General features: G+C 60.8%; 16 protein-coding genes. 11 read left to right on the forward strand and 5 right to left on the reverse strand.

Annotation, left to right across the window (positions count from 1 at the left end):
• The first annotated feature begins 25 nt into the window (after positions 1-25).
• Positions 26-2,110, forward strand: a complete 2,085-nt coding sequence (locus GFJ39_RS07920; RefSeq protein WP_228391848.1) for a prolyl oligopeptidase family serine peptidase — start codon at positions 26-28, stop codon at positions 2,108-2,110.
• 70 nt (positions 2,111-2,180) lie between these two features.
• Here the strand turns inward: GFJ39_RS07920 and GFJ39_RS07925 are convergent, their stop codons facing one another.
• Positions 2,181-3,596 carry an amino acid permease gene (locus tag GFJ39_RS07925; protein WP_153430821.1) on the reverse strand — a complete coding sequence of 472 codons (1,416 nt, stop codon included), beginning with the start codon at positions 3,594-3,596 and terminating at the stop codon, positions 2,181-2,183.
• Between the two features lie 192 nt (positions 3,597-3,788).
• Positions 3,789-5,048 (reverse strand): lytic transglycosylase domain-containing protein, encoded by a 1,260-nt coding sequence (locus GFJ39_RS07930; protein ID WP_153430822.1) that lies wholly within the window; start codon positions 5,046-5,048, stop codon positions 3,789-3,791.
• 63 nt (positions 5,049-5,111) lie between these two features.
• Between GFJ39_RS07930 and GFJ39_RS07935 the strand changes: the two genes are divergently transcribed.
• Genes GFJ39_RS07935 through GFJ39_RS07955 form a run of 5 tightly spaced genes read left to right on the forward strand, consistent with a single transcriptional unit; the run spans position 5,112 to position 10,517 of the window.
• Positions 5,112-5,585 carry a flagellar basal body-associated FliL family protein gene (locus GFJ39_RS07935; protein ID WP_325062878.1) on the forward strand — a complete coding sequence of 158 codons (474 nt, stop codon included), beginning with the start codon at positions 5,112-5,114 and terminating at the stop codon, positions 5,583-5,585.
• The gene (fliM, locus tag GFJ39_RS07940) at positions 5,582-6,700 is read left to right on the forward strand and encodes a flagellar motor switch protein FliM (protein ID WP_325062879.1); all 1,119 of its coding nucleotides are present in this window, start codon (positions 5,582-5,584) and stop codon (positions 6,698-6,700) included. The genes GFJ39_RS07935 and fliM overlap by 4 nt, the downstream gene beginning before the upstream one ends.
• Positions 6,701-6,714: 14 nt before the next feature.
• A complete protein-coding gene (locus tag GFJ39_RS07945) occupies positions 6,715-7,212 on the forward strand; it encodes a DUF6468 domain-containing protein (RefSeq protein ID WP_153430823.1) in 498 nt (165 codons plus the stop codon).
• Between the two features lie 6 nt (positions 7,213-7,218).
• Positions 7,219-7,977 (forward strand): MotE family protein, encoded by a 759-nt coding sequence (locus tag GFJ39_RS07950; RefSeq protein ID WP_153430824.1) that lies wholly within the window; start codon positions 7,219-7,221, stop codon positions 7,975-7,977.
• Positions 7,974-10,517 (forward strand): tetratricopeptide repeat protein, encoded by a 2,544-nt coding sequence (locus GFJ39_RS07955; protein ID WP_153430825.1) that lies wholly within the window; start codon positions 7,974-7,976, stop codon positions 10,515-10,517. The genes GFJ39_RS07950 and GFJ39_RS07955 overlap by 4 nt, the downstream gene beginning before the upstream one ends.
• A gap of 6 nt (positions 10,518-10,523) precedes the next feature.
• Here GFJ39_RS07955 and GFJ39_RS07960 read toward each other — a convergent pair whose 3' ends face one another.
• Positions 10,524-11,192, reverse strand: coding sequence for a TetR/AcrR family transcriptional regulator (locus GFJ39_RS07960; RefSeq protein ID WP_228391849.1), 669 nt, complete (start codon positions 11,190-11,192; stop codon positions 10,524-10,526).
• 132 nt (positions 11,193-11,324) lie between these two features.
• Here GFJ39_RS07960 and GFJ39_RS07965 point away from each other — a divergent pair, with 132 nt between their 5' ends.
• From GFJ39_RS07965 to GFJ39_RS07985, 5 genes are all read left to right on the forward strand, one after another.
• Positions 11,325-12,524, forward strand: a complete 1,200-nt coding sequence (locus GFJ39_RS07965) for an efflux RND transporter periplasmic adaptor subunit (RefSeq protein ID WP_407645878.1) — start codon at positions 11,325-11,327, stop codon at positions 12,522-12,524.
• Positions 12,525-12,530: 6 nt separating this feature from the next.
• Entirely contained in the window at positions 12,531-15,707 is a 3,177-nt protein-coding gene (locus tag GFJ39_RS07970) for an efflux RND transporter permease subunit (RefSeq protein WP_153430828.1), read from the forward strand.
• The gene (locus tag GFJ39_RS07975; protein WP_153430829.1) at positions 15,704-17,161 is read left to right on the forward strand and encodes an efflux transporter outer membrane subunit; all 1,458 of its coding nucleotides are present in this window, start codon (positions 15,704-15,706) and stop codon (positions 17,159-17,161) included. The genes GFJ39_RS07970 and GFJ39_RS07975 overlap by 4 nt, the downstream gene beginning before the upstream one ends.
• Positions 17,162-17,182: 21 nt before the next feature.
• Positions 17,183-17,536 (forward strand): hypothetical protein, encoded by a 354-nt coding sequence (locus GFJ39_RS07980; protein WP_153430830.1) that lies wholly within the window; start codon positions 17,183-17,185, stop codon positions 17,534-17,536.
• Positions 17,537-17,639: 103 nt separating this feature from the next.
• On the forward strand, positions 17,640-18,644 hold the full coding sequence (locus GFJ39_RS07985; RefSeq protein WP_153430831.1) for an arsenic resistance protein: 1,005 nt from the start codon (positions 17,640-17,642) through the stop codon (positions 18,642-18,644).
• Here GFJ39_RS07985 and GFJ39_RS07990 read toward each other — a convergent pair.
• On the reverse strand, positions 18,604-19,785 hold the full coding sequence (locus GFJ39_RS07990) for an MFS transporter (protein ID WP_325062880.1): 1,182 nt from the start codon (positions 19,783-19,785) through the stop codon (positions 18,604-18,606). The two genes, GFJ39_RS07985 and GFJ39_RS07990, sit on opposite strands and share 41 nt — an antisense overlap.
• A 210-nt stretch (positions 19,786-19,995) precedes the next feature.
• Positions 19,996-22,041, reverse strand: coding sequence for an FUSC family protein (locus GFJ39_RS07995; protein WP_194285322.1), 2,046 nt, complete (start codon positions 22,039-22,041; stop codon positions 19,996-19,998).
• Positions 22,042-22,337: the final 296 nt, after the last annotated feature.

The following is a 22,337-nucleotide window of genomic DNA, read 5'->3' on the forward strand; positions in this document are numbered from 1 at the left end:
GAAACAATCAGAAGGTGTTGTGACAATGAGAGTTCTCCGCCGTGTCGGCCTGGCTGCTCTGCTGACGGGCAGCATGCTCACTCCGCTTCATGCCGCCGACACCATCCCCGCCTGGCTGAGCGATATCAATGGCGCGCAGGCTATGTCCTGGGTGAAGGCACAGAACGACCGGACCCTGCGTCTTCTGGGTCATGGGCCGTTGTATCAAGGTCTGTACAACACATCACTGAGACTGCTTCAAACGCATGACCGTCTGGCGTCGCCGATGCAGATTGACGGGATGATCTACAATTTCTGGCGCGATGACCGGCATCTGCGGGGCATCCTACGCCGGACAACGCCGGATTCCTACGCGACCGAGCATCCGGAATGGACGGTGGCGCTGGATCTCGATGCGCTGGCGGCGAAGGAAAAACGCAACTGGGTCTATGGGGGCGTGGACTGCCTGCACAGCCATCAGAATCTCTGCTTGCTGAGTCTCTCCGATGGTGGCGAGGATGCCAAGACCGTCCGGGAGTTCGATCTGCGGACCGGCAAGTTTGTTGAAGGCGGGTTCAGCCTGCCCCATGCTAAGCAGGACTCCAGCTGGCTGGACCGGGACACCCTCCTGGTCAGCTATCCCTGGACAGATGCCGATGTTACGGAATCGTCCTATCCGTATATCGTGAAGCTTCTCAAGCGCGGGCAGTCTCTGGCTGAAGCGCAGACGGTCTTTACGGGCAATCGTAAGGATGTCGAGGTCGGGCCGGAAGTCCTGCATGATGGAGCCGGGCATCAGGTCACGCTGATCCGTGAAGGTCTGGATGCATTTTCGGCAAAAGTGTTCCTGTATCGCGATGGTCAGGTGACGCCGGTTGCCATTCCCTTGAAAGCAGACGTGGCGGCGCTGTTCAATGGCCGTCTGGTCGTTCAGCTGAAGGAAGACTGGAAGGTCGGGACGCAGACTTTCCCGCAGGGGAGTGTGGTGCTGGTCGATCCGGCGGCCGCAACCGTTGCGCCCCAGCTTCTGCTGGCACCGACCGGGAAGCAGATGATCGAGGAAGTGTCCACGAGTCACGGCCATCTGATCGTCACGCTTTACGACAACGTGCGGGGCCGGATCTCGATCTATACGCCGTCCGGTACGGGATTCACGCACCGGGACCTGCCGCTGCCGCAGAACATGTCGGTGGATCTGGCCAGTGTCGATGAGGACAGCGCGGTGGCCTATGCCGTCTCGACCGGATTTCTGAGCCCGACCACCCTGTGGGAACTCAACAGCGATACGGCTTCGGTGCAGAAGCTGCATACGCTGCCGGCACAGTTCGATGCCTCGGACATGACGGTGGAGCAGCAGGAAGTGCGCTCGACGGATGGAACCAGTGTTCCGTATTTCATCGTGCATCGCCGCGACATGAAGCTGGATGGCACCAATCCGACGCTGCTTTATGCCTATGGTGGCTTTGAAGTGCCGCTTTTCCCTTTCTATTCGGCCGGGATTGGCAATAACTGGCTGTCACGGGGCGGCGTTTATGTTCTGGCGAACATTCGCGGTGGCGGGGAGTTCGGACCGGCCTGGCATGATGCGGGGCTGAAGACGCATCGTCAGCGGATCTATGATGACTTCGCCTCTGTTGCGAAGGATCTGATGGATCGGAAGGTGACGTCTCCACAGCATCTGGCGATTCAGGGCGGCTCCAACGGTGGCCTGCTGATGGGTGTCGAGTTCACGCAGCATCCGGATTTCTGGAAGGCTGTTGATATCGAGGTCCCGCTGCTCGATATGATGAATTACGAGCACATGTCGGCGGGCGCGTCCTGGGTTGGTGAATACGGGACGGTCTCTATCCCGGAGCAGAAGGCGTTCCTGCGCGGGATTTCACCGCTTCAGAACCTGAAGCCGGATGTGAAATACCCCGTGCCGTTCATCGAGACGACCACCAAGGATGATCGCGTTGGCCCTGTTCATGCCCGTCGTTTTGCATGGCGCATGAGTGAGCTGAAGCTGCCTTATTATTACTGGGAGCAGGTGGCGGGCGGTCATGGTTTTGGTGCGAGCCAGAAGGAAATCGCCCAGACGCAGGCGCTGAGCTACGCCTATCTGTGGTCCGAACTGGGCCGGACGCACTGAGGCTTCGCATCATGCGGACATGAAAAAGGGCGCTCCTCGGAGCGCCCTTTTTTTGTGCCGGGAAAGAGGATCAGCGGTGGCGGCGACCGCGATCCAGCAGGCACCAGCCGCCAATCAGGATGGCGCCAATGAGGGGAATGGCGCCGATCGTGATCGTGCCGTCGGGGTAGTCAAAGGCCATCATGATCAGAACGAAGCCCAGAAAGCCCAGAGTGGCCCAGGTCGTATAGGGCGCACCGGGCATGTTGAAGCCTGTCGGTGCGATGTCCCCACGGTTGATCGCAGCCCGGAGGCGGAGCTGGCACAGCAGGATGAAGCCCCAGGTGCTGATGATGCCCAGTGCTGAGAAGTTCAGGACGATTTCGAAGACGCGCGATGGAATGAGGTAGTTCAGCATCACGCCCACCAGATAAACGCCCAGAGTGGTGAGGATGCCGACATAGGGCACGGAACTGCGGTTCAACTTGCTCAGAGCCTTCGGACCGGAGTCGCCGAGGGAGAGGGCGCGCAGGACGCGACCGGTGGAATACAGGCCGGAATTGAGGCTGGAGAGAGCGGCGGTCAGGACCACGATGTTCATGATGGTGCCGATGCCCGGAATGCCGAGCGCCTGAAAGAAGGTCACGAACGGGCTCGTGCCGGCATGATATTCCGTCCAGGGCAGCAGACAGACCAGCAGGATGACGGAACCCACATAAAAAAGGGCGATCCGCCAGATCACGCTGTTGACGGCGCGGGGCAGGATCTCACGGGCGTCTTCACATTCTCCCGCCGCTGTCCCCAGCAGTTCGATTCCCGAATAGGCGAACACCACGCCCTGAAGCAGCATGAGAGCCGAAAACAGGCCATGCGGAAAAATGCCCCCGTTTTCGGTAATCAGATGAAAACCCGTCATATGACCTGCCACAGGCATGCGGGTCCCGAGAATGATGGCGCCTGCAACGAGGAAAAGTGCCAGCGCTACCACCTTGATGAGCGAAAACCAGAACTCCATTTCGCCGAAATAGCGCACGCCGATCATGTTCATGGTGCCAACGATCGCCAGCGCCACGAGGGCGAAAACCCATTGCGGGACAGGCAGGAAGACCGCCCAGTAATGCATGTACAGAGCAACCGCCGTGATATCGACGATGCCCGTCATGGCCCAGTTCAGGAAGGACAGCCAGCCTGCCATGTAGGCAGCGCGCTCCCCGAGAAATTCACGCGCATAGGTCACGAAGCTGCCACTGGTCGGACGATACATGACAAGCTCGCCCAGGGCGCGCAGGATCAGGAACGAAAAGACGCCGCAGATCGCATAGATGATCGCAAGGGACGGCCCGGCCACCTGAAGGCGTGAGCCCGCGCCCAGAAACAGTCCTGTTCCGATGGCGCCACCGATGGCGATCATCTGCACATGACGGCGTCCGAGGTCCTTGTGATAGCCCTCCTCACTGATGGCCCCTGCATGGGGCGGGGTATGATCGGGAGCCGGGCTTGTCGTCATCTGCGCGTCCTGGGAAGTCGTCGTAAAAGGGTGTCGATAAAGCTCTATGGGGCATGAGGTGAGGCTGGGACGTTAGGACCTACGCTTCATGCGCGTCAGCTATGTGTGGCATGCATGGGAACATAGGCGAAAGTGACCGTATTGCCAACGCGGATTGCTTCTGAGGCCGAAACTGTTCCCCGGACTGTGCCTTCAATGTCCCGGTGGGACGGCCATGCAGGCCATTCCCTGGCCGGAAAGAGTCGAGCAGGCCTGAGCCGCTCCGACACGGCTGATCCCCGTCAGGCGGGCACGCCAGACCGTGGTGCCATGGCTGGGGGTGGGATGAACTTCGATTCTGGCGGACTGAAGTGATGTAAACGCGGCCTGTCGCGCCATGGTGGCCGCGAACTTCGCCTGTCCGATGCTGCTGAAGGCCCCCACCTGGACCGCCCAGGGGCCATAACTTCCGGGACGCCTGTAGCCAACGACCATGGTGGTCGATTCTGTCGGCTGTGTCGGCAGTGTATGGGGCGTCGGAATGGCGGGGGCGGGCGGGAGCGGTCGGGAAGAGACCGGCTCCTGAATGGTCAGCGTATCGCCAGCAGGTCTGGAAACAAAGGTCGGGGACGGCGCGGCGAGGGGAGGCGTGCTGACAGGCTGGACGGCACACGGCACATCGGGATCGTAGGCGTCATCCGGGTTGCACGGAACAGCGCTGGGGGCTGCGATGGGTGTCTGGGCGGCGGCACTCGTGACATGCCGGCTGGCCCAGACCTGCCCCACGCTGCGGGCTGACGCTGTCATGACCGGCGCAGGCGCTGTCTGGGCCGGGGCCAGACCTGCGAGGGCCGTTCCGGACTGCGAGGCGTTCAGCTGATCGGCGGTGGCATAGGCCGCCAGCGGACCCGTCATGGCGACCTGCGTACCGAGATGCGGCGTGATGCTCGCAACGTAATTGACGGTTTCGTTGGGCAGTTGCCGTCCTTCGTACAGATAGTCCTCAAGCCGCTGCGGACCGGCATTGTAAGCGGCCAGAAAGGCCGGAGCCCCGTATTTCCGGGCGAGAATGCTGATATAGCCCGTGCCTGCCATGATGTTGTCATGCGGCTCGTAAGGATCCGACCGCAGACCGTAGCGCGAGCGCATGTCGGCATAGGTCTGGGGCATGAGCTGCATCAGGCCCATTGCCCCGGAATGGGACGTGATGGGCCGACCGTCCAGAAACTGGTGACCGCCCGATTCCTGATGGATCACGGCACGGATCCAGTCCTGGGGAATCGAGAAGCGGTTTGCGGCCTGAATGATGTACGGGCCCCACGGATCACTGGCCGGACCAGGCGCGCGATAGGCGCCGCTTGAGGAATAGTACCGGTTGTACGGAGAACGCTGGGACGCGCAGCCTGCAAGGGCCGCAAGGCTCAGGATGATGGTTCCCGTCTGAAGGAAGACTCGCCTTTTCCTGAGCATCATAAACCCACTGTTAATCTTTTATGCCGATGATGAGTGCTGTCCGAAAGAGAAGGCAGACAAACGGTGACGACGGAGACTCCGGAAAACGAAACCCCGGTCAGGAAGGGGGGTAAGCGCAAGATCATCATCCTTGCAGTGCTGGCATGCCTGCTTCTGGCTGGTGGTGGAGCCTTTGCATGGAAGCATTTTCATCATGCGGCAACCCCGGTCGCCAAGACTGCCACTCAACCGGTGAAGTGGACCACCATCACCATTCCGACCATTCTGTCCAATCTCGATTCCGGTACGGATCGCACGCGATACGTCCGGATCGGTGCCCGGCTTGAGGTCGAGGATGGCAAGGACGCCGCCAATGTCGCGGCCCTGATGCCGCAGATCCAGGATGCGTTCCAGACCTGCCTGCACGGAATGCAGCCTTCGGAGCTTTCCGGAAGCGGTATCTACCGGCTACGCGAGACAATGCTGGCACAGATCACCAATATCGTGGCGCCCCTGCGTGTGAGGGATCTCTTTTTCGTAGAGGTGCTGGTGCAGTGAGCGACGACCGACAGGCTGATACCGTTTTCGCGGACCAGGGCATGGAGATACCCGCCGCCGCCTTTCCCCTGTCCGGACAGGACATGGCAGGGCCGGGCCATGACAGCGATGAAGACCATGTTCTCAGCCAGGCCGAGATCGACAGCTTTTTCGGCAAGGATTCTGTGGTCACGGGCGCTGCTGACAGCAGCGGTATCGAGCGCGTGGTCAGCACATCGGGTGTCTCGTCCGAGCGGCTGCCGATGCTTGAAGTGGTCTTCGACCGTTTTACCAGAATCCTGACGACAAGCCTGCGCAATTTCACCAGCGATAACGTCGAGGCGTCCATGGACCGCCTGGGCTCCCAGCGTTTTGGAGATTACCTCGAAAACGTCCCGGGACAGGCCATGTTCGCGGTCTTCAAGGCGGAAGAGTGGGACAATTACGGCGTCGTCGTGCTGAGTTCTTCCCTGATCTACAGCATCGTCGACGCCCTTCTTGGTGGGCATGTCCGTGGCGACAGCGCTCTCACCGTTCCGGCCAGCCGCCAGACCGGCCGGCATCATACTGCCATTGAGCGCGCGCTGATCGAGCCGATGGTCAGGATCATCCTGGATGATCTGGAAACGAGTTTCAGCCCGCTCTGCGCCGTCAATTTTCATTTCGAGCGACTGGAGATGAATTCACGTTTTGCGATGATCTGCCGGGCCGGAAACGGGGTGGTTACCGCACGGTTCGGCATCGATATGGAAGGCCGCGGCGGAGACGTGGATATCGTACTGCCCCACGCCACGCTCGAGCCTGTCAGAGACATTCTCCTGCAGCAGTTCATGGGCGAGAAATTCGGTCATGACGGCATCTGGGAAAACCATCTCGCCCGAGAGCTCTGGCAGACGGATCTGACCCTGGATGCCGTTCTGGAAGAGCAGACCATGAATCTGAAAGACATCATGAAGCTCGCTCCGGGGGATCAGCTTGTCCTGCGTCGCAAGCCGGATGCTCCCGTCAGCCTGCGTTGTGGCGAACATGTCCTTTTTACGGGGCGGGTCGGGCGAAAGCAGGGACAGGTCGCCGTCAAGATCGAAGACGTTCTTAACCAGAAACCCGGCACGGATCGTGCCACATCCTATAGCTGAGCGGAGCATATTTCATGGACAGATTTCAGCTTGGGATCGAGATCGCCCTGTCAGTGCTGCTGCTGGTGACGATTTTCTACAGTCTCTATCTGGGGCGTGCCCTCTCCGTCCTGCGGCGTGACCGCGGACAGCTCGATGCCCTGATCGCCAGTCTCCAGTCCAGCAGTGCGCAGGCTCAGTCCGGCATTGATCATCTGCGCCAGACGACGGAACTCGTCGGGCGTGCCCTGGGGAAAACCGTTGAGTCCGGCAAGAGCCTGAAGCGGGATCTGGCCATGCTGTGCGAACGCTCCGAGACGCTGGCCCAGCAACTGGAATCTCTCCTTCCCGCCGGGCGTATCGCCACTCCGGGCATGAAGGCCGCTCCCCGTGTTGAGGAACGGTCCGAGGAGATCCCGTTCCGCTCTGCGTTTCGCCTGAAGCCGGACGAAGTACGGACCATGAAGCCCGGCGGCAGTAAAAGTGCTGCCGAGCGTGAACTTCTGCGCGCTCTTCGGCAGAAGCAGGGATAAGACGTCATGTTTTTCCGTATCCTGCATCTTGCCTGCGGTCTCATGATCGTTCTTCTCGGGGTCAAGATCTACGCGATCGCGGGTGATCTGATGGGAGACGCGGATTCTCCCTCTTCGTCTCTGACAACTGTTGCGATGGCCCAGCCCCAGCCCCAGCCCCAGCCGCAGCCGCAGCCGCAGCCGCAAGCCCAGACCGCTGCGCCGACAGAGGTCCTGCCGGCTGCTTCCAAGCCCGCGGGAGCTGCCCCCACCCTGGCGATGGCTGTTCCGAAAACGGATGATCTGTGCGCGCACGGGGGCTGCAAGGGACCCGTGCCAGCTGAGCCAGCACCAACGGCTCAGCCAGCAGATCCAGCACTCGTGGAACAGCTCGCTAGCCGGGAAAAGGAGCTGGATCGGCGTGATGCAGCACTGAATGACCGCCAGCGCCTTGTTGATGCGGCTGAGGAAGAGCTGCAGCGTCGGATGACAGCGTTGGAAAATTCCCGGACTGCCCTTGAGAACAGCGAACAGCATACGGACCAGCTGCGGAATGATGATGCTGACAGGCTGGTCAAGATTTATCAGGCGATGAAACCCGAAGATGCCGCAGCAATCTTCAATATTCTTGATCTGCGTGTTGGCGTAGCGCTGCTCAACAGGATGAATCCGCGCAAGGCGTCCGCAATTATGGAGGCCATGTCCCCCCAGCGCGCCATTCTCGCCACGCAGCTTCTTGTGAACTCTCATGCGCGGCCTGCCACCCGGATCGGTGGTAACGGATGAAACGGGCGTTTCTGGCCACTGCACTGAGCCTGTCGCTGCTCGAAACGGCTGTGGCTGCGCCTAAAGCCGTTGGTGCCAAGCCTGCAAAGGTAGAAACTGGGCCTGCAAAAGCCGCTGATGAGAAGCTGTTGCCTGCGGGCTGGGCTTTCCTGAACGATCCGTCGCCGCTTTTTCCGCATCCTGAAAAAGCAGTACAGGAAAAACGGGTTTCTGCTGGGCCGGCCTCAGTCACCGGAACTCCGTCACAGGCGACGACAGTTCCCGCTTATGGAACGTCCGTGCAGGTCCCCGGCGCAACCGGACTGTGGCTGCCTCTGGGTGAACTGACGCCTGTTGCGGCGTTCCGCAATGGGCAGAATATCGTGCTCGTGGCGGCGGGGCGGCATGTCCTGGATACGGCGGGTCTGGCCGGGACGGGGCCTTTCAAAGCGGTTTCCAGCCTGATTCTGTCAGATGTTACAGTCATTACCGTGACGTTATCCGATGAACGTGATCCCGTGCTTCGGCCTGTCGGGGCCGGCTGGACGATATCGGTTGCGGCGGATGTAAAGCCCCAGGCTGATATGCTCCTTGGGCAGGATGCAAACGCCTTGACGTTCACGCCGCCGGTTGCAGAAGGTCTGCCGCAGGTTGTCGCGCTGGATGATCCTGATTCAGGGCGAAGGCTTTTGTTGGGACTGACGCGTTCAGGTCGCATTCAGCAGTCCATGCGGCGCCTGGGAACCGGGTTTGCCGTCCGGAACAGTCTGATCGGTGTCGTGGTGGCGGCTGATTCCGACACCATAGAACTGCGTCAGGCGGGAGAGAAACTCATTCTGGATACGATGGGGCCGAACAGTTTTCCGCTGATGGCTTCCAATCGGCTTCAACCTTATGGCTCGTCCCTGAGTGGCGTCAGTCTGGGGAAAGGAACACCAGAAGAACTGCGTGAAGCGCTCAGGCGGAGTGTGGCCTCTGCTGCCATGGCGTCTTCGGGTGATCGTTTTGGTGCCCGGATGCGGGTTGCGCAGGCGGCAGCACGGGCGGCCAATGGCCCGTTGCTGGGCGAAGTTATGGAGGTGGCTTTGCAGGACTGGCCTGAGGGTGTGGAAAAGCCGGAAGCGCGTCGCCTGCAACAGATATCGACGGTGCTCAATGCCCGGTCGGGTTCTTCCTCGCTGGCGGAAGATGGTGGGAGTACTCCGGAAGATCAGCTCTGGCGCGGGATGATGCGGATGCTTTTGCCATTTTCCAGCCGGGTTGGACAAAGCGCATCAGGATCTCCGGAAAACGACCGCCTTCAGACGGCTGATCTGATTGCAACAGGTCTTCCTGTTCTTCAGGCGTATGCAGCTCCGTTGCGGGATCGCCTCCTGCCTTTGGCGACCCAGTGGATCGCCCGGTATGGCAATGAGGACGCCACGAAAGTTCTCGATCAGTTTCCGGATGGTCCGCAAGTTGCTCTGGCGAAGGCTCTGCTGGCGGCACGGCGGAATGCGCCGGATGCAGAAGCGAAACTCTCTTTCCTTGCACATGATCCATCGCCGTTGATCTGGCCGCTGGCTCGGGAAGCCTCTCTCCGACTGGCATTGAAAAAAAAGACGCTCCTTCCGCAGGCTGTTGCGGATCAGGTTGATGGTATACTGCCTGCTCTCCGGATTGCGGGACGGGAGAAGGAGGGGCGCCTTCTACAGATTACCGCCCTGATGCAGGGTGGAAACCTTGAAGGTGCCGCTGCGGCAACGCAGGAGTGGGGTCGCCTGTATCCGGATGATGTTTCCAGCGTGGCAACTCAGGAAGCGGACATTATTCGGCAGATGGCCCGGTCAGCGCCTCCCGGGGTGCGGCAGAACATGAATGAGGTTGCTTTTCTGAAAGATGCACTGCTCAAAGCGTCTGACAGTGCGTTGCGAGATGATATTTTCAATGGTCTGGCGCGTCGCTATGAGGCCCTTGGCTTGCCGGATCAGGAACGGGAGGCCCTGCGAGGTCTTCTGGCGTCCGGGAATAACGCCCGGGAAATGGAAGTCCGGACCCGACTGGCGAGGCTTGAGCTCAAGATGGGAGATCTCAAGTCTGCCCGACAGGATCTCGGGGTTTTTACCGAGGGATCTCCTGATGCCGCGTTCGCGCTTCCTGGTGGGAGCAGCAGTCAGTCCGTGGAGGTATCGCTTCTGAAAGCAGATATCGCACTGGCAGAGCATCATCCGGAGGAAGCAGCGGCAGATCTGGCGCCCATTCGCGATCCGCGTGCCTGGGCATTGCGGGCACAAATTGCTGAAAAGGCCGGAGACTGGCCTCGTGCGGTTGAGGCGCTTGTTCCCCTGCTGGATGGCCTTCCGGGAGTTATTGCCAACTCGAAAGGAGTGCTTTCGCCAGAGCAGCAGGCTCTCGTCCTGCGACTTGGGGGGGATGCCTCAAGGGCGCAGGACCAGCAGACGCTCAGGAACCTGTTGACCCGGTTTGGATCAATGATGAAGGGAACGCCATCTGAAGGTATTTTCCGCCTGCTGACGGGTCGTCACGACGAGACCTCACCACCGGTCTCCGCGGGGGGATAAGTTTTTTCAGCTCTGATTGGCTGGACGATGGCCTTCGAGGAAAACCCTGATGCCATACGCCATGAATTCTTCGAGGTTTTCTTTTGACCGATGGGGTTTGCAGTGGGTGAGCCGTCCCAGCATGGGGCCCCCCAGTGTCATGCCGAAGAGCAGATCCGAAGCTTCGGTAATGTCGGGAATATCCAGTCTGCCGGCTTCGGACTGTGCAGCCAGCCAGTTCTGGATCGGCAGGACACGGCCCGAAAGCTGGAAGAGATCTGCGACGAGTTGCCGGACGGCCGGGTTGCGGCTGGTTTCCGTAATGACGGAGCGGAGCAGGCTCAGGCGCTCGTCGCAGAACATGCAGGCTGCGATGCTGGTCATCAGGCCCAGAAGCTGTTTCTCCATGGGATCTGTGGGTAGCGGCGTATAATCTATGGGGGCGAAAAGCCGTTCCAGGATCAGGGTCTCGAAAAGAACTTTCTTGGAGTCGAAAAACTGATAGAGGGTTTTTTTGGACATCCCCGAGCAGGCTGCGATGCTGTCCATCGACGCGGCATGATAGCCGTGGGTGGTCAGAACCGCACTGGCCGCATCCAGGATCCGGATGCGTCTTTCGGCTTCATCGAGCTGCGCTGGACGGCCACAGCAGGGCTGTTTCCGGTCTTCGGACTGGCTGCTCGACGGACTGTTCAAGATCAACTCCGATATTATTTCACAGACTGAATTGACGTCTGTCAAAGAAACCCGCTAGTTTCCGTTCTCGCGGGAAACTAGCGGGTTTCTGTATCACAGGATAGCGGCCGTATCATGCCTTCTTTTCAGAAAATGTCTTTGAATTCTTCTGCCGCCCTGTCTCCGGTCGGTCCGTGGGGTGGGAAGGGAACTTTTCTGGTGTCGCTTCTGGCACTGCCGCTGCTGGTAGCAGGATGCCAGAAAAAAACTCCCCCTCCCCAGATGCCGCCGCAGCCTGTCGATGTGGTGACGCTGAAGACGCAGCCCGTTACGCTTGAGACGTCCCTGCCAGGTCGGACGGATGCCTATGAACAGGCACAGATCCGGCCGCAGGTGAATGGTGTCATCGTCTCGCGTGATTTCGAGCAGGGTGCGGACGTCAAGGCGGGGCAGCAGCTCTTCCAGATCTATATTGCGCCCTATCAGGCGGCTTACGATCAGGCGAAAGCGCAGCTTCTCAATGCACAGGCCGCAGCTGCCCGGGCGAATGGTCAGCTGAAGCGGTATCGTCCGCTGGTGGCAGCCCATGCTGTAAGTTCGCAGGATTTCGACAACACGCTGGCAACCGCGCGTGAGGCTGAAGCCCAGGTGGCGCAGGCGAAGGCTTCCGTGGAAGCAGCCGCCGTCAATCTGAACTACACGCATGTCCGTGCGCCCATCAGCGGCCGGATTGGCCGTACGCTCTATACGCCGGGCGCGCTGCTGACGGCGGGGCAGACCCAGGCGATCGCAGTCGTGACCCGGCTTGATCCGATTTACGTGGACGTCAATCTGGCAGCTTCCGATATGCTGCGCCTCAAGCGGGAGCTGGCGAACGGGCAGGTCGAGCGCAGTGGCGCGGATGCGGCGGCTGTCAGCCTGAAGCTGGAAGACAGCTCCGATTATCCGACGCGCGGCAAGCTCCAGCTTTCCGAAGTCACGGTTGATCCGTCGACCGGAACGCTTGTCATGCGGGCGGTTTTCCCGAATCCTGATCACCTGCTGCTGCCGGGCATGTTCGTGCATGCGCATATTCAGGAAGGCATTGAGCCGAACGGTCTGCTGGTGCCGCAGGTTGCGGTCGCCCGGGATGCCAAGGGCAATCCCTACGTCATGATCGTGGATGGCGAGAACAAGGTCGCCCAGCGTTCCATTCAGATCTCGCGGACGGTGGGGGATTCCTGGCTTGTTTCGGACGGGCTGAAGCCGGGTGAGAAGGTGATCGTGAACGGCCTGCAGAAAGTGCAGCCGGGCGCGAAGGTCACACCTCACAACGTCCCGGCGGACGTCCCCCCAGCGGGAAAGGCGGAGTAACCCCGCATGTCATTGTCCCGTTTCTTCATTGACCGGCCCATCTTTGCATGGGTCATCGGTCTGATCATCATGCTCGTCGGCGCTGTTGCGATCACGCGCATGCCGATCGCACAGTATCCGAGCATCGCCCCGCCACAGATCGCCATTTCGGTCATGTATCCGGGTGCGTCTGCCGAGACGGTGAACAACACGGTCGTCCGTCCGATCCTCCAGCAGATGTATGGTCTAGATCATCTCGAATATCTGTCGGCCTCGTCCTATGCGAGCGGACAGATGGAGATCGACCTGACCTTCGAGCAGGGTACCAACCCTGACATCGCGCAGGTTCAGGTCCAGAACAAGCTCCAGCTTGCCCAGCCGCGCCTGCCGACGGAAGTGACGGCGCAGGGTCTGAGCGTTACGAAGGCCACCAAGAACTTCATGATGGTTCTGGCCTTTATTTCCGAAGACGGCAGCATGTCCGGGCAGGACATCGCGGATTATGTGGCGTCCAACATTTCCGACCCGCTGTCGCGTGTGTCGGGTGTGGGCGATCATACGCTGTTCGGCTCCGAATACGCGATGCGCGTCTGGCTGGACCCGTCCAAGCTGTATAATTTCGGCCTGACGGTCGGGGACGTGCAGTCGGCAATTTCGGCGCAGAACATTCAGGTGTCCTCGGGTGAATTGGGTGGCCTCCCCGCCAAAAAGGGCATCGGTTTTGATGCGACCATTATTGGTCCGACGCGACTGAGCACGCCGGAGCAGTTCAAGGAAATCCTGCTCAAGGTGCAGCAGGATGGCAGCCAGGTCCGTCTGAAGGATGTGGCGCGGGTCGAACTCGGGGCGCAGAGCTACGCGCTCGGATCGGTCTATAACAACCATCCGGCCGCCGCGATGGCGCTCAAGCTAGCTCCGGGTGCGAACCAGCTCAAGACCGAAGCGGCTGTCCGGGCGCGTCTGAACGAGTTGAGCCGTTATTTCCCGCAGGGGCTGAAGCTGGTCTATCCGCTGGATACCGAGCCGTTCATCACGCTGTCGATCCATGAAGTGGTCCAGACGCTGATTGAGGCGATTGTTCTCGTGTTCATCGTGATGCTGATCTTCCTGCAGAACTTCCGCGCGACGCTGATCCCCACGATCGCCGTTCCGGTCGTCCTCCTGGGAACATTCGGACTGATGTCCATCCTGGGCTACAGCATTAATACGCTGACCATGCTGGCCATGGTGCTGGCTGTGGGTCTGCTGGTCGATGATGCGATCGTCGTCGTCGAAAACGTCGAACGTGTCATGACGGACAAGGGGCTGTCTCCAAAGGAAGCAGCACGTGTCTCGATGGATGAGATTTCGGGCGCGCTTGTGGGCATCGTGCTGGTGCTGACGGCGGTCTTTCTGCCGATGGCGGCCTTTGGCGGTTCAACGGGCGTGATCTACCGCCAGTTCTCCATTACGATCGTCGCGGCGATGTGGCTCTCGGTGCTCGTGGCGATGGTCATGACGCCGGCGCTGTGTGCGTCCATGCTCAAGCCGACGCATAAGGGCCATGAGCACGGTCCCGCGGCCTGGTTCAACCGGACGTTCGATCGTCTGACGAACGGCTATATCGGCGGCGTGAAGTGGCTGATTCGTGTGCCGGTCATCAGCATGATCGGGTTCGCCCTGCTGACTGGTCTGGTCGCATTCCTGTTCATGCGCGTGCCGGGCGGGTTCCTGCCGGATGAGGATCAGGGGATCATCTTCGGCCAGGTCACGATGCGCAACGGGGCAACCCAGGAGCAGACGGCCGCCGTCAACCGCAAGATCACCGACTACGTTCTCAAGACCTATGGTCAGTATGTTGAATCCGTCTTCACCATGACGGGCTTCAGTTTCGCAGGGCAGGGGCAGAGTGCGGGTGCGTTCTTCATCCGTATGAAGCCCTGGGATCAGCGTCCGGGTTCCGCGCATACGACCATGACCGTGTCGCGCGAGATCATGATGCATTTCTGGATGGACCCGGAAGCGCAGATCTTCGCCGTCAATCCGCCGGCCGTGATGGAACTGGGCAATGCGACCGGTTTCGATCTCGAACTCGAAGATACCGGACATCTGGGTCATGACGCCCTGCTGGCGGCGCGAAACCAGATCCTGCGGGAAGCCGCGCAGAATCCGCTCCTTCAGGCGGTCCGTCCATTGGGCATGGAAGATGCGCCGCAGTTCAGTCTGGACATCAACCGTGAGCGCGCCAACGCGCTGGGTCTGACCAATGCGGATATCAACACGACGCTCGAAGGGGCGCTGGGCTCCATCTACGTCAACCAGTTCATGCGCAATGACCGCGTCAAGCAGGTCTATATCCAGGGCGAGCCCTGGGCGCGCATGACGCCGGAAGACCTGAACCGCTGGTATGTCCGCAACGCGATCGGGACGATGGTGCCGTTCAATGCCTTCGCAACGGGGCACTGGGTCAATGGTCCGCAGAAGGTCGAAGACTATAATGGTCTGAACTCCTATGAAATTCAGGGTCAGCCGGCCGTGGGCGCCAGTTCCGGTCAGGCCATGGCGGAAATGGAGAAGCTTCTGGCCAAGCTGCCGCGTGGCATCGGTTACGAATGGACCGGCCTGTCGTTCGAGCAGCTTGCTTCAAGTGGTTCGACCGCTCCGCTTTATGCGCTGGCCGTGGTCGTGATCCTGTTCTGTCTGGCGGCGCTGTATGAAAGCTGGGCGATTCCGTTCGCGGTCCTTCTGGTGCTCCCGCTCGGCGTTCTTGGCGCGATTGCCGCGACGCTCGGCCGGGGGCTGTCCAACGACGTCTATTTCCAGGTGGGTCTGCTGACGACGGTTGGTCTGTCGGTGAAGAACGCGATCCTGATCGTGGAATTCGCCAAAGCCTTCTTCGAAAGTGGTGAAAGTCTGGAAGACTCGGTTCTGGAAGCCGGGCGTGAGCGTCTGCGTCCGATCCTCATGACCTCGATCGCATTCGTCTGCGGTGTGTTTCCGCTGGCCATTGCGACGGGTGCGGGATCGGCGGCGCGTGTGGCGATCGGTACCTGCGTCGTGGGCGGTATGCTCTCCGCGACGCTGCTCGCCATTTACTTCGTACCGGTTTTTTTCGTGGTGGTGCTGCGCCTGTTCCGGGTCACGCGTGTTCGTGATCGCAAGGATCCGTATGCCCATCTGGATAACAAGGCGGCGCCTGTCGCCGAAGGGGAGCACGGCGCATGAAGGCTCGTCTCGGACTGACTTCTGGATTTGCCGGACTGCTGATGCTTTCGGCCTGTAACATGGCGCCGGTTTACCACCGGCCCACGCAGGCCATCCAGAACAGCTACCCTGCGGATACGGCATCAAGGAATACGCCCGCAGCTCAGGCCGCGTCCAATCTCGGGTGGGAGGATTTCTTCACCGACCCGCGACTGAAGGCGCTCGTGGCCCTGGCGCTGAAAAACAACCGTGACATCGCGGCGCAGCTTGACGCTGTGGGCGTGGCGCGCGGCCAGTATGAGATCCAGAATGCCTCTCTGTTTCCGATCATCTCGGCCGGCGGTCAGGGATTGTTCATGGCGCCATCCGATACGGCAGGTTTCTCCTTTGCGCCTGGCGTTGGCGAGCATATCGCGACCCTGCGTCTGTATCAGACGTCGATCGGGTTCTCGTCTTACGAAATCGATCTCTGGGGCCGTATCCGCAACCTGACGCGTCAGCAGAAGGAAACGGTGCTGAACAACGTCGAGAACGCGCGGAACGTGCTCATCACGACGGTCTCGCAGATTGGGACGACATACATTCAGTGGCTGGCTGACCGCGAGCAGCTTCGTGTGACGCGTGCCACGCTCGCGTCCGAGCGCGATACCCTGCGGCTGACCCAGCTTTCCTATGACAATGGCGAAATGGATGCGCTGACGCTGGCGCAGGTCAAGACACAGGTAGAGCAGGCTTCCGCCTACGAGGCGCAATATACGCGCGCTCTGGCGGATGACGAACATGCGCTTCAGCTTCTCGTCGGCTCGCCGCTGCCTTCGACTCTGCCAGCACCGGCTCCTTTTGGGTCGCAGACCATGATCGCGGACCTGCCGGAGGGCCTGCCTTCAGACCTGCTGGAGCAGCGGCCGGACGTCCGCGCGGCAGAGCACACCCTGCTGGGAGCCAATGCAAATGTGGGGGCAGCGCGCGCGGCGTTTTTCCCCCGCTTTACGCTGACGGCTTCGGAAGGAACCAGTTCGCTTCAGTTCCGCAAGCTGTTCACGCCGGGTGCTGAAACCTGGAGCATTTCCCCGTCCATCAGTGTTCCGCTGCTGACATGGGGACAGAGCGAAGGGAACCTGATGATGGCCAAGGCGCAGTCCCGTCAGAATGCGGCACAGTATGAAAAGACAGTGCAGAAGGCCTTCCGCGAGGTGTCTGATGCCCTGACGGCACGGGAGACCTATACGGCGCAGGACCGCCACATGTCGCAACTGGTCGATCAGTCACAGAAGGCGTTCGATCTGGCCATGATGCGTTACCGTGCGGGGATCGACAGCTACCTGACGACCCTGACACAGCAGCGCACCCTCTTTCAGGCGCAGCAGAACGCGATCATGGTCAAGGCCGCACGGTTCCAGAATCTTGTGACATTGTATCGCGCGCTCGGAGGTGGCTGGAGCCGAAAGACCGTTTCCCCTAAGGTGCCCGCATAAACGCACTGACCGGAGAGCATCATGCGCGGGTTGATTGTTCCAGTACTGACTGTCCTTGCCATATCGGGCGCGGCTTTCGGCACAGCCATGGCGCAGGATGCAGGTGGGGATGACGGCCCTAAGAAGCCGAGCATGCACGACCTGTATCACAACTCGTCGCTGCCCAAGAGCCATGCCGATTTCAGCCGTTACCGGTATCGCCCGCCTGGGGACAAGGTGATCGAGCAGCCGGACGCGTTCCGGCTGCTGTTCCAGACGAAGGACGGCCAGCCGGACGGCTATGCCGAACGCCGTGGAACATCGGTTTTTTATTATGATCGCTATGGCAAGCTGCAACAGATCCAGCCCCTGCCGGAAGATGCGACGACCAACTGATGCCTCGCTGCCGTGACCTGACGTCCGGCATGGGGAGTCCGGCCCAGGCGGCATGTCCGCCCGGGAGGTGGCTTTTTGCATCTGATGTCGTCAGGTGTGCGCCATGAGTCCTGCTTCGGTGCGGGATCTCCTGGAGCGGCGTCAGATCGCGCTGTATTTCCTTGCCGTACTTCTTGGCGGGGCGGCGTCTGCGCTGGTGACGGGAACCGCGTTCTGGGACGTGCTCATCAATCCCGCTCTGGGCCTGATGCTGTTCGTGACCTTCCTTCAGATCCCGCTTGCGGAACTGGGGCAGGCTGTCCGCAAGGTCCGGTTCCTCGCATCGCTTCTGGTCACGAATTTCGTGGCTGTCCCCGTTCTGGTGGCCCTGCTGCTTCCATGTGCGCCATCGGACGAAATGATCCGGCTGGGCATCCTGATGGTTCTTCTCTGCCCCTGTATCGACTGGGTGGTGACGTTCGCCCAGATGGGGCGGGCAGATGCGGCACTCCTTCTGGCGTCCACGCCCGTCCTTCTGGCGGTGCAGATGGTGATGCTCCCGCTCTGGCTCCATCTCTTTCTGGGCGAGGGCGTGTCACGGCTGGTGCAGGCTGCTCCCTTCCTGCATGCGTTTTTGTGGCTGATCGTTATTCCGCTGTGTCTGGCGTGGCTCGTCCAGTTCGCGGCACAGCGAAGCCCGGCGGGCGCGCAGGTCGCTTCGGCGCTGGGCCTGCTGCCGGTTCCAGTGACGGCCGTCGTGCTGTTCGTCGTTATTGCGGCCATGCTCCCGCATCTCGGACACGAGACGGCTGTCGTGCTGCATGTCGTGCCGGTCTATGCGGCCTTCGCCCTGCTCGCGCCCTGGTTGGGCTGGGGAATTTCGAGACTGTCGGGGCTGGATGTGCCAGCCGGACGGGCGCTTGCTTTCAGTGGAGCAACGCGCAACTCGCTTGTCGTCCTGCCGCTTGCGTTGGCCGTGCCCGGAGGCGCGCCCCTCCTGCCGGCCGTGATTGTCACCCAGACCCTGGTCGAACTGGCCGCGGAACTGCTGTTCATCCGGGCCATTCCATGGTTCGGACGGTTCGCCGTCAGTCCTGCTGGAGACGGCGGGGAAACGCAGCGGGATTGAAGGCCGCCAGCAGGATGCCCCCCAGCGCGATCACGACGGATGCGGGACACAGCACCGCGAAGCCCAGTGTGCTCAGAAGATGGCCGCCGATGGCAGAGCCCAGAAGAATGCCGAAATTGCTGCTGCTGTTGATGGCCGCGCCTGCAACATCCGCGCTGGTCGCCCGCGCGCGGATCGCGCCCGACATGACGAAGGGAATGATCGCGGCATACCCCATGCACCACAGCCCGACGGCGCCCACGCTCGGCCATGCGGAAATCAGATGCCCGTAAACCAGGATCATGCCCGTGAGCATGGCCAGGCCGCCGCCGAACAGCCCGGCTGCCGGCCAGCGGTCCACGACCTGTCCCGCACCCCACAGACCGAAAATGCTGACGCCGCCGGTAATAAGCAGCGCGACACTCAGCAGGTGCTCCGGCAGGCCATGCGCCAGCAGAAGCGGTGAGACATAGGTGTAGAGCAGGTTATGGGCGAAGAAGAACACGGCATTCACGCCGATCACCACGCCGAAAATACGCGCGGCCTGCGGGGAGCGGATGGTCGGAACCTTGAGCGCCTTGGTGTCCGCCCCGCGAACGGGCGGCAGATAGAGCGCGATGAAGATCGTCAGGAGGGCCGCAAGCCCGGCGATGACGTAAAGTGCGACACGCCAGCTTGCGAAATGGCTGATCGCGGCCGCGCCCGGAACGCCCAGAACCGAGCCCAGCGATGTGCCGCCGAAGACAAAGGAAATGGCGCGTCCGGTCATGCGTTCGGGCACCAGATGGGCGGCATAGGCGGCGGCCATGGACATCAGCAGCGCGTGTGACAGCCCGCCAAGGGCGCGTCCTGCGCAGACGATGGCGAAATTCGGCGCCATGGCGGAAATCAGGTTGGAGATGACGTATCCGGCCAGGCAGACCAGCATGAGCATCTTGCGGTCCATGCGGCTCGTGGCGATCGTGATGGGGACGGCTCCGAACGCGACGAGCAGCGCATAGGCGCTGACGGCCAGCCCGGCGTGACCTTCCGTAATATTGAAAGACTTGGCCATGTCGATCAGCAGACCAACCGGCGCGACCTCGGTCGTCACCGCAATGAAGGTCGAGGCGAACAGGGCGCAGAGGCCTGCGATCACCGGACCGGAGAGCGTTTTGAACACGACGGACTTCCTGACTGGAACGGTGACCTGATCGTCCCGAACGCGAGGGCTTTTGGCACTTTGATCGCATCACGGAAACCCAAAAATTCAGGTCAGGACCATCATCGTTCCTCAAGGGCCGGAATGCTCGGGGCCAGCCGGTTTTTCAGGCCGTTACGAATATCATAACTTTCATTTTCGGGGCGGACCTCACGGATTCGGGAAGCTGTCTCAGGCCCCCTCAAGAATGTCGTTCCGCCGTCCCAGCTCGTTTGCAATGATGATGAGACATCCCGTGATGCTGGAGAAAAGCAGACGCAGATTCCTGTTGGCCTCCACCGTCTCCATGGTGGAAAAACTCTCCAGCGCATCCCGGGACTGGAGTTCCAGTGCCTCGGGGCCGGTAAAGGGGCTGGCAAAGCTCTGGCACAGGCGGGAGAGGATGGCCCGTGCATTCTCGGGCAGGCTGTTCTGGCCGCGATAGGCCTGGATCTGGAGCAGGTTGCGCCCGACGGTCATTATTGAAAAGGCAGCGTGAAGCCACCGGTCGTTGGCACCGGTACTGGCGGCTTTGGTATGTGCGATCAACTGCTCCATGCCGAGGATAATCCGCCCGACCCAGACGGCCTCGGTCATTGATCGGCGGTTCCGGCCGATCAGCCGCAGATCGGACAGAAGATCCAGCCGAAAATTCCGATAAAACCGTGTTAACTGGAACGGAAAGACATAGCGGAACACGAGAACACCGAAGCCGAGCCCGCTCAGCAGCGCGAACACCGTATTGAACCATTCAGCCTCGTTGATGCGGCTGTGGTTGTCCAGACCGATCAGATACGGAAAGAAGTTGCTGAAGGATGCCGCCCGCGCGGCGAGGGCGGGCGTACGTGTCGCCAGTCCTCCGATCAGCATCGGAACCGAGATCGTCAGGCACAGCATCGCATAGGACGCCGTGACCGGCATGACCAGAAAGACCGGAACGACCGCAGCGAGTGCCGCCCAGACCGCACCTGAAAAGAATGCGCTGCTCGCCAGCACGGTATTGCTGAAGGACGCGAAACGGGCGCAGACCACCGAGACGAATGTGATGAACAGCGGCCCGTCCGGCCATGCCGTCACTTCCCATACACAAGCCGCCATCAGGACCGCGACGCAGGAGCGCAGCCCGTTATGGATGGCGGCGTACCAGTTGCGAGGCCGGGCGAGCCTGTAGCTTTCGGCTTTGGGATTCTCGCCGGGATCGCCCGCCAGACAGCCCAGAAGATGCTGAAGCTCCGTCAACGTCAGTTGCAACCCCTGGATCAGGATGCGATCGTTGAAAACGCTGCCGCGACCATTTTCCGCGCGCGGCAGGCTCACGCTCTGTTCGACGTCCTCCTGACATCGTTCGATCAGGGCAAGGACCGCCTGGCGCAGGGCCTGAAGCGCTTTTTCGTCATCAATATCCGCACGCAGCCGATCCAGCAGCCCGGCCGCGTCATGCAGCAGGTCCTGGGTCCGTGCGGACCGTCTGGTCACAGCGCCCAGTCGGCTGCGCATGCCAAGGGCCCGCGACATCAGGCGGGAAGCAAGGCCGAGTGTGGCCCGGGCGTAATCGACGATCCCCCTTGTGCGGCCGACCTCGATGGCGCTGAACTCGATCCGGTCGCTCAGGCTGAGGGAGAGTGAGAAGATGTTGTGCAGATCGCTCTCGGGCGTTCCATGTTCGAGCAGGATATCGCGTGAGGCATTGGCGGCTTCGAGCACGATCTGCTGAAGCTGGCTGCGGATGGCGGCGCGGGCCTTGCCGGGAACATTGCTCCGGCAGGCCATGTCCGCCACCGTGCCACAGATCACACCCAGAAGAATGTAGGTGCCCCGTGCCATCGCGATGCTGAACACCTGGTCGGGCTGCGCCTGTGCGCTCAGGGAGACGATGGAACAGGTATAGGCCGTCAGAACGAACGCGTAGCTGCGGAAGTTATGGACCAGCGTTCCCAGCGCCGTGCACAGCCCGATCCATACAGCCAGAGCCGGAAAGAACAGCCAGGGCGCCTGCGGGAAGGCCGATGCCAGAGCGATTGCCGAGACGATTCCGCCCAGCGTCCCGGCCACGCGCCAGCGCGCCTTGGAAAGACTTTCTCCCAACGTGCCCTGTGCCACGATCCAGACCGTCATGGGCGCCCATTGGGGCTGTCCCAGTTCCATCCATAATGCGATGGCCAGAGCCACCAGTGCGGCAATTGTCGTGCGGACCGAAAAACCGAGAGCGGAAAGACGCGGGGTATATAACCAGGACAAACCACGAAAAAATACAGTAAATGATGACTGTATTTCCCGTATCGTCCGGTTGAAGAATGGCCCCATGAAACCCCGCTTCCAGTAAAACAGATTGGACGGGTTGATATTTGTCTTTCGAAGGCAGGAAATCAATTGTAATAATTATTCATATTTCTGGACATATTTCTCCACCACCGTGCAGGAAGAGTTCGCTTCCCTGTCCGGTTTTCAGGCATGATGAGCGGTTTCGTTGCTGAGAGAGGAGGGCTGGGCTGGGACAGGTGCTTCGTCCCACGGAGCGTGAACGACGCGGAGGG

Origin of the sequence: Gluconobacter aidae, from assembly GCF_009547075.1 — a bacterium.
GTDB lineage: Bacteria > Pseudomonadota > Alphaproteobacteria > Acetobacterales > Acetobacteraceae > Gluconobacter > Gluconobacter aidae.

Coding starts and splice junctions, on each gene's coding strand:
- GFJ39_RS07920 (WP_228391848.1), top strand. CDS start 26: ATGAGAGTTCTCCGCCGTGTCGGCCTGGCTGCTCTGCTGACGGGCAGC.
- GFJ39_RS07925 (WP_153430821.1), bottom strand. CDS start 3,596: ATGACGACAAGCCCGGCTCCCGATCATACCCCGCCCCATGCAGGGGCC.
- GFJ39_RS07930 (WP_153430822.1), bottom strand. CDS start 5,048: ATGATGCTCAGGAAAAGGCGAGTCTTCCTTCAGACGGGAACCATCATC.
- GFJ39_RS07945 (WP_153430823.1), top strand. CDS start 6,715: ATGGACAGATTTCAGCTTGGGATCGAGATCGCCCTGTCAGTGCTGCTG.
- GFJ39_RS07950 (WP_153430824.1), top strand. CDS start 7,219: ATGTTTTTCCGTATCCTGCATCTTGCCTGCGGTCTCATGATCGTTCTT.
- GFJ39_RS07955 (WP_153430825.1), top strand. CDS start 7,974: ATGAAACGGGCGTTTCTGGCCACTGCACTGAGCCTGTCGCTGCTCGAA.
- GFJ39_RS07965 (WP_407645878.1), top strand. CDS start 11,325: ATGTCTTTGAATTCTTCTGCCGCCCTGTCTCCGGTCGGTCCGTGGGGT.
- GFJ39_RS07970 (WP_153430828.1), top strand. CDS start 12,531: ATGTCATTGTCCCGTTTCTTCATTGACCGGCCCATCTTTGCATGGGTC.
- GFJ39_RS07975 (WP_153430829.1), top strand. CDS start 15,704: ATGAAGGCTCGTCTCGGACTGACTTCTGGATTTGCCGGACTGCTGATG.
- GFJ39_RS07980 (WP_153430830.1), top strand. CDS start 17,183: ATGCGCGGGTTGATTGTTCCAGTACTGACTGTCCTTGCCATATCGGGC.
- GFJ39_RS07985 (WP_153430831.1), top strand. CDS start 17,640: ATGAGTCCTGCTTCGGTGCGGGATCTCCTGGAGCGGCGTCAGATCGCG.